Origin of the sequence: Klenkia sp. PcliD-1-E (assembly GCF_024124375.1) — a bacterium.
Lineage (GTDB): Bacteria > Actinomycetota > Actinomycetes > Mycobacteriales > Geodermatophilaceae > Klenkia.
Map to the genome: position 1 here is coordinate 1 of NZ_JAMXRZ010000144.1, position 9273 is coordinate 9273.

The 9273-nt window shown below is 76.7% G+C and carries 9 protein-coding genes and 1 pseudogene; 5 read left to right on the forward strand and 5 right to left on the reverse strand.

Going from position 1 to position 9273, the window contains the following annotated elements; translation table 11 throughout:
* A pseudogene (locus tag NH342_RS20125) lies at positions 1-591 on the reverse strand (hypothetical protein); the annotation flags it as partial.
* A gap of 78 nt (positions 592-669) precedes the next feature.
* Here NH342_RS20125 and NH342_RS20130 point away from each other — a divergent pair.
* Together NH342_RS20130 and NH342_RS20135 are read left to right on the forward strand one after the other, a co-directional pair.
* Positions 670-1773 (forward strand): MBL fold metallo-hydrolase, encoded by a 1104-nt coding sequence (locus NH342_RS20130; protein ID WP_253017650.1) that lies wholly within the window; start codon positions 670-672, stop codon positions 1771-1773.
* 96 nt (positions 1774-1869) lie between these two features.
* The gene (locus NH342_RS20135) at positions 1870-3045 is read left to right on the forward strand and encodes a YrzE family protein (protein ID WP_253017652.1); all 1176 of its coding nucleotides are present in this window, start codon (positions 1870-1872) and stop codon (positions 3043-3045) included.
* Between the two features lie 22 nt (positions 3046-3067).
* Here the strand turns inward: NH342_RS20135 and NH342_RS20140 are convergent, their stop codons facing one another.
* The 3 genes from NH342_RS20140 to NH342_RS20150 form a co-directional block, all read right to left on the reverse strand.
* Positions 3068-3925 (reverse strand): Fpg/Nei family DNA glycosylase, encoded by an 858-nt coding sequence (locus NH342_RS20140; RefSeq protein ID WP_253017654.1) that lies wholly within the window; start codon positions 3923-3925, stop codon positions 3068-3070.
* Between the two features lie 82 nt (positions 3926-4007).
* Positions 4008-5216 (reverse strand): NADP-dependent malic enzyme, encoded by a 1209-nt coding sequence (locus NH342_RS20145; protein WP_374209492.1) that lies wholly within the window; start codon positions 5214-5216, stop codon positions 4008-4010.
* A gap of 471 nt (positions 5217-5687) precedes the next feature.
* Positions 5688-6467 (reverse strand): hypothetical protein, encoded by a 780-nt coding sequence (locus tag NH342_RS20150; protein ID WP_253017658.1) that lies wholly within the window; start codon positions 6465-6467, stop codon positions 5688-5690.
* Between the two features lie 76 nt (positions 6468-6543).
* On the opposite strand from NH342_RS20150, the gene NH342_RS20155 reads away from it, so the two are divergent.
* Both NH342_RS20155 and NH342_RS20160 read left to right on the forward strand, forming a co-directional pair.
* The gene (locus tag NH342_RS20155; RefSeq protein ID WP_253017660.1) at positions 6544-7011 is read left to right on the forward strand and encodes a MarR family winged helix-turn-helix transcriptional regulator; all 468 of its coding nucleotides are present in this window, start codon (positions 6544-6546) and stop codon (positions 7009-7011) included.
* Between the two features lie 10 nt (positions 7012-7021).
* Entirely contained in the window at positions 7022-7633 is a 612-nt protein-coding gene (locus NH342_RS20160) for a DedA family protein (RefSeq protein WP_253017662.1), read from the forward strand.
* Here NH342_RS20160 and NH342_RS20165 read toward each other — a convergent pair.
* Complete coding sequence (locus NH342_RS20165) at positions 7623-8063, reverse strand: DUF309 domain-containing protein (RefSeq protein WP_253017664.1); 441 nt, start codon at positions 8061-8063, stop codon at positions 7623-7625. The two genes, NH342_RS20160 and NH342_RS20165, sit on opposite strands and share 11 nt — an antisense overlap.
* A 155-nt stretch (positions 8064-8218) precedes the next feature.
* On the opposite strand from NH342_RS20165, the gene egtA reads away from it, so the two are divergent.
* The coding region (gene egtA / locus NH342_RS20170; RefSeq protein ID WP_253017666.1) for an ergothioneine biosynthesis glutamate--cysteine ligase EgtA at positions 8219-9273 on the forward strand (1055 nt) is incomplete at its 3' end.

Genomic DNA, 9273 nt, shown 5'->3' on the forward strand with positions numbered 1-9273 from the left:
CCCCCCCGCCCCCCCCCCGGCGGGCACCGCCGGGTCCGCCCCCCCCCCCCCGCCCGCCCCGACGAGCTCGGTCCCGTCGGTCGCGCCGACCACCCAGCCGGCACCGAGCACCCCCTCGGCCGCCGCCCCCGCCCCCCGCGTCACCCCGCCGTCCACCAGGACGCCGGTGCCCGGCACACCCGACACCCCGCCGACCACCGTGCCGACCACCGTGCCGACCACCGCCGTGCCGACCACCGTGCCGACCGACGCCGGGACGACGCCCCCGCCGCCGACCACCACCACCGTCCCGCCCACGACCGCGCCCACCACGACGGTCCCGCCGGCGCCGACCACCACGGCGCCGACCACGACGACACCGACCACGGCGCCGACCACCACCGGTCGACCGAGCCCCACCCCGACGGTCCCGGCCACGACCACCCCGACCACCACCCCGACCACCGCGGCCCCGACCACCACCACGTCCGCCGACACCCCGCCCACCGACACCCCGCCCACCAGCACCACGGCCACCGGCACCACGGCCACCAGCACCCCGCCCACCAGCACCCCGGCCCCCGGCACGAGCGCCGGCACGACGACCAGCACCGGGTCCACCACCCCGACCGGCTGAGCAGGGCCGGACCGGACGCGGCACCGGGGCGCAGGCCGGGGGATGCTGGGTCCGTGCCGACCCTCCGCCGCTCCGTGCTCACCGCCGCCCTCGCCCTGCCCGCGGCCCTGGTCACCCGCGCCGCCTGGGGCGTGCCCCGGGCGATGGGCGCCGACCGGCGCGCCCTGCGCCCGCACGTCGCCGGGTCCCCGAACTTCTCCGGGGGCAAGTTCCGCAACACCCTGCCCACCCCGACCGCGCTGCAGGGCGACCGCGCGGAGCTCGTCCGCGAGCTGCGCCGCAGCCGCCGCCGCGGCGCACCGGCCCGGCCGGTCCCCCTGGTCAGCCCGCAGCTCCCCGCACAGGCAGCCGACCTCGCCGTCACCTGGTTCGGCCACGCCAGCGCGCTGCTGGAGGTCGACGGCGCCCGCGTGCTGGTCGACCCGGTGTGGGGCGAGCGGGTGTCCCCGTCCGCGGTGGTCGGTCCGCGGCGGCTGCACCCGGTGCCCGGGCCGCTGGAGGAGCTGCCGCGGGTGGACGCCGTCCTCATCAGCCACGACCACTACGACCACCTCGACCTGCCCACCGTCGACCGGCTGGTCCGCGAGCAGGGCGCGCCCTTCGTCGTGCCGCTGGGCATCGGGGAGCACCTGCGCCGCTGGGGCGTGCCCGCCGAGCGCGTCGTCGAGCTCGACTGGGACGGCGAGCACCGGGTCGGGGAGCTGACCCTGGTGTGCGCCGAGGCCCGGCACTTCTCCGGCCGGGGACTGTCCCGCGACGACACGCTGTGGTCCTCGTGGGTGGTCCGCGGGCCGCGGCACCGGGTGTTCTTCGGCGGCGACACCGGCTACCACCCCGCCTTCGCCTCGATCGGCGCCCAGCAGGGCCCCTTCGACCTGACCCTGCTGCCGGTCGGGGCCTACGCGCCGCAGTGGCCGGCCATCCACATGGACCCCGAGGAGGCCGTGCGGGCGCACGGCGACCTGGGCGGCCGGGTGCTGCTGCCCATCCACTGGGCGACCTTCAACCTGGCCTTCCACGGCTGGGCCGAGCCGGTCGACCGGTTGCTCGCCGCCGCCGGCGACGTCCCCGTCGTCGTCCCCCGACCCGGCGAACGGCTGGACCTCACCGGCGAGGTCCCGGCGACACCCGACTGGTGGACCGCCGTCGCCGGATGACCCCGCAGGGGTTCGCGCGGAGCCGTCGGGGGCAGTGACCACCGACGACCGGGGCCACCGCGGCCCCGGTGCCGACCTCGCAGGAGGGGACGCGCCATGGCCGACGACACCCGGGGAACCGCCCCCGACCCGACCGGCCGGTACGGGACACCGCCCGCCGCCGGCACCACCACCGACCCGCAGGTCCACGACGAGCAGGGGTACGCCCGGTCGACGCACGAGGACCGCGTGCCCACCGAGCAGACCTCCGCCCGCCCCGGCCACGCCGCCGAGGGCACCAGCCCGGCCAACACCGCGGCACCGTCCGGCGCCCTGGCCGGGACCACCGGCGAGGCACCGCCGACCACCGCCGACACGGCCGCCCGGCACGGCGACCTCCGCCACGACGACCTCCGCCACGACGAGGCCCGCCACAACGGGGCGCGCCCGGAGCCGCGCCACGACGGGGTGCGGGACGACGAACGCTCCGACCACCACGGCGCAGGTGCCGCGGCCGCCGCTGCCGGGGTCGGCGGCGCGGTGGTGGCCGGGCACGACCGCGCGGCCGAGCACGACGGCGACCGCCACGAGCACCGGTACGACGACCGCGGCGACCTCGGCCGGGACGGCGTGCGGCACGACGGCCACCGGCACGACACCGTCGTCGCACCCCCGGTCGACCACGACGGGGACGGCCGCGACGACCGCACGGGAGCCGTCATCCCCACCAGCGCCAAGGAGATGGCGGCTGCGCAGCGCGCCCGCTACGGCGGCCTGCACATGGGCTCGGCGTTCTTCGGCTGGATGAGCGCGGTCGGCATCGCGGTGATCCTGCTGGCGATCCTGTCCGCCGCCGGCCTGGCCTTCGGCCTCTACTCGACCCTGGGCACCCCGCAGGAGGCGGCGAACCAGGCCAACACCGGCATCGGCCTCGGCGCGGCGATCGCCCTGCTGGTCGTGCTGTTCCTGGCCTACCTCGCCGGTGGCTACGTGGCCGGTCGGATGGCCCGGTTCAACGGCACCAAGCAGGGCCTCGGCGTCTGGCTGTGGGGGTTCATCGTCCTGGTGCTGGCCGCGCTCGCCGGCCTGGTGCTGGGCACCCAGTACAACTTCTTCGACCAGCTCAACCTGCCGTCGCTGCCCGTCGACTCCGGCACCGCGACCACCGGCGGGCTGATCGCCCTCGGTGCGGGCCTGCTGGTGACGCTGCTGGGGGCCATGCTCGGCGGCAAGCTGGGCTCGCGCTACCACCGCAAGGTCGACCGGGCCGCCTTCGAGCCCGTCGAGGTCTGAGCACCCCGGCCGGCCGGCGGGTTCAGCGCAGCAGCTTGGACATCCGCCGGTCGGCCAGCGGCTTGCCCCCGGTCTGGCAGGTCGGGCAGTACTGCAGCGACGTGTCGGCGAAGGAGACCTCGCGGACGGTGTCCCCGCACACCGGGCACGGCAGGCCGGTGCGGGCGTGCACCCGCAGGTTCGCCCGCTTCTCGCCCTTGAGCTTGGCCGCCTGCTGGCCGACCTGGCGCTCCAGCGCCTCGGTGAGCGAGGTGCGCACCGCGTCGTAGAGCCGCAGCGACTCCTCGTCGGTCAGCTTGTCCGCGCCCTTGAACGGCGACAGCTTCGCCACGTGCAGGATCTCGTCGGAGTAGGCGTTGCCGATCCCGGCGACCAGCGTCTGGTCGGTCAGTGCCCCCTTGAGCTGGCCCTTGCGGCCCCTCATCAACGCGGCGAAGGCCTCGGCGTCCACCGCCAGGGCGTCCGGGCCCAGCCGGGCGATGCCCGGCACCTCCGAGGACGGCGACCGGACGACGTACACCGCCAGGCCCTTGCGCGTGCCCTGCTCGGTCAGGTCGAAGCCGGCCCCGTCGTCGAGGTGCACGCGGACGGCCAGCGGACCCTTGCCCGGCTTCGGCGGAGCGGTGGGCAGCTCGGCGCGCCAGTGCAGCCAGCCCGCCCGGGCCAGGTGCACGACCAGGTGGATCCCGGAGACGTCCAGGTCCAGGAACTTCCCCATCCGGCCCGCGCCGGTGACCTCCAGGCCGGCCAGCGAGGACAGCGGCGGGTCGAAGGTCTTGAGCGTCTGGATGCCGGCGAGGTCGACACGGGTCACGACCTTCCCGACCGCGTTCTCCCGCAGGAACGCCGCCAACGCCTCCACCTCGGGCAACTCGGGCACGGGCCCATCGTCGTCCGTCCGGGCCGCCGGGACCACCCGCCCCTCCCCCGCCCGGGTCAGCCCGGGGTGAGGCCCGGCCCCGTCAGACCGGCAGGCCGTCCTCGTCCAGGTCCACCGTGGCACCGGGGATCTGCCGCGCGGACTCCTCCACCGCCGTGGCCACCGCCTCGGTGGCGGCGGCGTCGAAGACGCTGGGGATGATGTAGTTGGCGTTGAGCTGGTCGTCGCGGACGACGGCGGCCAGCGCGTCGGCGGCGGCCAGCAGCATGCCGGGCCGGATCTCGGTGGCCCGGGCGTCCAGCAGCCCCCGGAACACCCCGGGGAAGGCCAGCACGTTGTTGATCTGGTTCGGCAGGTCCGACCGGCCCGAGGCGACGACGGCGCAGTGCGCGCGGGCGCGGATGGGGTCGACCTCCGGCGTGGGGTTGGCCATCGGGAAGACGATGGCCCGCTCGGCCATGTGCGTCAGCGCCTCGACCGGCAGCACGTTGCCGGCGCTGACCCCGATGAACACGTCGGCGCCGACCAGCGCATCCGTCAGCTCGCCGCGGACGCACCCGGGGTTGGTCCGCCGCGCCAGGTCGAGCTTGGCCGGGGAGAGCCGCTCGTCGTCCGGGGAGAGCACGCCCTCGCGGTCCCACACCAGCACGTGCCGGGCACCGGCCTGCAGCAGCAGCGACACGATCGCCGTCCCCGCCGCGCCGCCGCCGGCGACGACGACCCGGACGTCGGCCAGCTCCTTCTCCACCACCCGCAGCGCGTTGCGCAGCGCCGCCAGCGCCACGATCGCCGTCCCGTGCTGGTCGTCGTGGAACACCGGGATGTCGAGCTCGGCCCGCAGCCGGGCCTCGATCTCGAAGCAGCGGGGCGCGGCGATGTCCTCGAGGTTGATGCCGCCGAACCCGGGGGCGATGAGCTGGACGGTGCGCACGATCTCGTCGACGTCCTGGGTGTCCAGGCAGATCGGCCAGGCGTCGATGCCGCCGAACCGCTTGAACAGCGCGGCCTTGCCCTCCATCACCGGCATGGCGGCACCGGGCCCGATGTCGCCCAGGCCGAGGACGGCGGACCCGTCCGTCACGACCGCGACGGCGTTGCCCTTGATGGTCAGCCGGCGGACGTCCTCGGGGTGGTCGGCCAGCGCCAGGCAAACCCGGGCGACGCCGGGGGTGTAGGCCATGGACAGGTCGTCGCGCGTCTTCAGCGGGACCTTGGAACCGACCTCGATCTTGCCGCCCAGGTGCAGCAGGAACGTGCGGTCGCTGACCTTGCGCACGTGCACGTTCTCCACGGCGTCGAGGGCTGCGACGACCTCCTCGGAGTGCGTGGCATCGGCGGCCGAGCAGGTGACGTCGACGGTGAGCCCGTCGGAGCGGGACTCCACCACGTCGATGGCGGTCACCGCGCCGCCGGCCGAGCCCACGGCGGTGGCGATGCGGCCGATGCTGGCCGGGTCGCCGTCCGCCGAGAGCCGCACGGTGATCGAGTAGGACGCCGAGGTGACCGGCCCGCGCACCGGCGGGGTCGTCGCGGGCGGGGTGGTCGGGGCAGCGTCGCTCGTCACGGTGTCGATGCTCGGGCCCGGACGGGGCCCGGTCCAGCCCGGTGTCGCCGAACGCTACGACCGCAACCGCCCTCGGCATGGATCAGGTGGGACGACGCACGTGCATCCTCCGCCAGCGTCGTCGGTGGCGGAGGATGCACGTTGCCCGTCGCAGCTGATCCACGCCGCGGCCGCGACGGCGCGCCGAGGCCGCAGTGGTCAGCCGACGAGCAGGGCCTCCCGGCTGCTGCCGCGCAGCGCGACGGCCCGGATGACCAGCGAGCCGGCCACGACGAGCGCGGCACCCAGCGCGGCGACGGTCACCGGCAGCGGGCCCCCGGCGGCGGCGATCGCGGTGGTGCCCCAGACGACGGCGAGCGCGAACGGCCCGGCCGCCACCCTCGAGGCCAGCACCAGCCCACCCCCGATCGCCGCGACCGCGACGAGGGCGACGACCGCCCACACCTGGGACGACGTGGTCCCCGGGTCGATGCCCAGCAGCGCGACCCCCGTGTTGCCCACGTTGGCCACCGGCGCCACGGTCACCCAGCCGAGCAGCAGCCCGGCGGTGGCGGCGGGCAGCACCCGGGCGGCGCCGGTGACGTCGAGGTCCTGCAGCCGGGCGTAGGCCACCGCGGCGGCGGCGGTGATGCCGAAGATGAGCACCTGGGCCGTCCACTGCGCGGCGGGCGAGGCGAACGGGTAGACGACCTCCCACACGGTGTTGCCGGCGAAGGCCAGGGCGAGCGGCCAGCCGGTGCGGCGGTGCACCTCGCGGCTGCGCTGCGACGGCAGCGCCTGGTGGACCGCCCAGGCCAGCGAGCCCAGGAAGATCACGCCCCAGATGCTGAACGCGTAGCCGGCCGGGGTGACCAGCGATCGGGCCCCGTCGCTGACGTCCCCGACGCTCCGGCCCGAGAGGGCGGTACCCAGGGGGCTCCCGACGACCTGCGCCACCGCGGCCACCGCCACCGCGACCACCCGTGTGGTGTCCTTCATGGTCTGCTCCTCGCACGCTTCTCGACGACCAGATCTCTCTACCGTGGAACAATCCAGCCGAAACCCGGAGGTGACGATGGACGCGGCGCACCGCGAGGTCGTCCTGCTCCTCCGCTCGGTCGCCGTCGAGAGCAACCGCACGGCGGCCGTCTTCGGCGAGACCCACGACCTGCACCGCACCGACCTGGACGCCCTTGCCGTGGTGGTGGGCGCCTCCCTCGCCGGCCGGGAGATGACGCCGGGCCTGCTGGCCACCGAGCTGCGGCTGTCCTCCCCCGCCACCACCGCCCTGGTCGACCGGCTCGAGCGCTCGGGTCACCTGGTCAGGCAGCGCTCCACCACCGACCGTCGCCGGGTCGTGCTGCAGGTGCAGGACACCGCCCGCGAGCTGGCCCGGGAGTTCTTCACCCCGATGGCCGAGGACGTCGGCGCGGTGCTCGCGGACATGACCGAGGACGAGGTGCGGGTGGTGGCCCGCTTCCTGCAGCGCGCGGTCGAGGCACTGCGCCCCCGGCCGGGTTCACCGGAGCGGCCCGCGGGGTAGCACCCGCGCCGTGGACGACATCCTGCACGCCCTGGCCAGCGCCCCGCGGGGCACCGGGCTGGCCGTGATCGCCGTCGTCCTGGTCGCCGAGGCCGGCTTCCTGGTCGGCATGCTGCTGCCCGGGAGCACCGCTGCGCTGGCCGCCGGCTGGCTGGCGGTCAACCGCACCTTCCCGCTGCCGCTGGTCATCGCCGTGGTCACCGCGGCCACCGTGGTCGGCGCCCACCTGTCGTGGTGGCGGGGCACGCACAGCGACGCCCCCGTGAAGGCCAAGGGCAAGGTCCGCACCGTGCTGTCGAAGGTCTTCCGCGGCCTGCGCGAGCACCCGTTGGTCTCCGTCGCGGTGGCCCAGTGCGTCTCCGGCACCCGCACGCTCACCCCCCGCGCGGCCGCCGCCGCCGGCGTGCCCTACCGGCGGTTCGCGGTCGCCCAGTTCGCCGGCGCCGTGGTGTGGGCCAGCGTGCTGGTCACCAGCGGCACCACCGCGGCGAACCTGATGCCGCCGCTGGACCCCGACGTCTACGTCGCGGTGCCCCTGGTCGTCGGCGTGGCCCTGCTGGCGTTCCTCGCCGTCAAGCTCGTCCGCCGGCGCCGGGTCGCGGTCCGGGCCGTCACCGCCTGAGCCGCGGGAGCCCGTCCTCCGCCGGGCTGCGCGCCCACGCGGCCAGCGTGACCGCGTCCACCCCCAGGACGGCGGCCACCGGCGCCTGCTCCGCCAGGTGCCCGGCGGCCCGGTCCCGCAGCGTGCGGGCGCCCACCGCGTTGCCCCGCGCGGCGTGGGTCAGCCCCACGGCGAGCTGAGCGAGACCGCGCCAGAGCTCCCGCTGGTCGGCCGGCCCGGTCTTCCAGGCGTCCTCGAACACCTCGTGCGCGTGGAAGGGCCGGCCGGCGTCGAGCAGCCGCTGCGCCTCGTCGAGGGTCTGCCCCGCCGTCCGGACGACGCCCTCCGGAGCCCGCGGCACGCCCGGGGAGCCGTGCGGCAGCGGCCGGCCCAGCCCGTCGCGGGGCCGGGCGCTGCGGGCCCGGCCCTCGGCGTCCCGGTCCCGTGCCACCGCCCCATCCTGCGCGGACCTCCCCGGGGTTGCCCCGGGGAGGGGGCCGTGTGCAAGGTTGGTCCCGAGGACGGCCCGTTCCTGGGACGAGCCGCCCCCGCACCGACCCGCGGTCGCCGTCGACCGGTCCGGACCTGGAGGGGGTGGCCGTGGCCATGTCCGTGCACGACGAGCAGCTCGGCGAGCTGGCCGGCGTCGACGAGGCGCGCGAGCACGTCCGGCTCGGGTCGCTGGCCCCGGCCGCGCCCGGGCCCGTCGGCCTGGAGCTGGAGGCCCACCTGGTCGACCTGCAGCACCCGCGGCGCCGGGTGCCGTGGGACCGGATCACCGGCCTGGTGGACCGGCTCGGCCCGCTGCCCGGCCGCAGCCGGGTCACCCTCGAACCCGGCGGCCAGGTCGAGCTCTCCGGCCCGCCCGGGGACGACGTCGCCGCCGCGGTGGCCGGCCTGCGCGCCGACAGCGCAGTGCTGCGGTCGGAGCTCGGCGCCGCCGGTCTCGGGCTGGCCCCGCTGGGCACCGACCCGGCCCGCCCGGCCGCCCGGGTCAGCCCCGGCCCCCGCTACGCCGCGATGGAGGAGCACTTCGCCGCGGTCGGCTGCCCCGTCGCCGGTGCGGCGATGATGACCTCCACCGCGTCGGTGCAGGTCAACCTGGAGGCCGGCGCACCCGGCGGGCAGCGCGACCGGGTGGCGCTGGCGCACGCGCTCGGCCCGGTGCTGGTGGCGGTGTCGGCCAGCTCGCCGATGCTCGCCGGCCAGGAGACCGGGTGGACCTCGACCCGTCAGCAGGTGTGGGGCGACCTGGACCAGGGCCGCTGCGGTCCCCTGCTCGGTCGCCGGGACCCGGCGGACGAGTGGGCCGACTACGCCCTCGCCGCGCCGGTGATGCTGGTCCGGTTCACCGACGCCGGCGGCGCCGAGCCGGTCAGCGGCCGGGTGCCGTTCGCCGACTGGGTCACCGGGCGCACCCTGCTCGGCGGGCGCCGGCCCAGCGCCGGCGACCTGGACTACCACCTGACCACCTTGTTCCCGCCCGTCCGGCTGCGCGGGTTCCTGGAGATCCGCTACCTCGACGCCGGCCCCGCCTGGCCGGCGCTGGCCGCGGTCACCGCCACCCTGCTCGACGACCCGGACGCCGCCGACGCCGCCGCCGCGGCCTGCCTGCCGGTGGTGGGCCGGTGGACCGCCGCCGCCCACCACGGCCTGGCCGA

Excerpts from the sequence above, each read along its gene's own strand:
- NH342_RS20135 (WP_253017652.1), top strand. The coding sequence starts at position 1,870 with ATGGCCGACGACACCCGGGGAACCGCCCCCGACCCGACCGGCCGGTAC.
- NH342_RS20155 (WP_253017660.1), top strand. The coding sequence starts at position 6,544 with ATGGACGCGGCGCACCGCGAGGTCGTCCTGCTCCTCCGCTCGGTCGCC.
- NH342_RS20150 (WP_253017658.1), bottom strand. The coding sequence starts at position 6,467 with ATGAAGGACACCACACGGGTGGTCGCGGTGGCGGTGGCCGCGGTGGCG.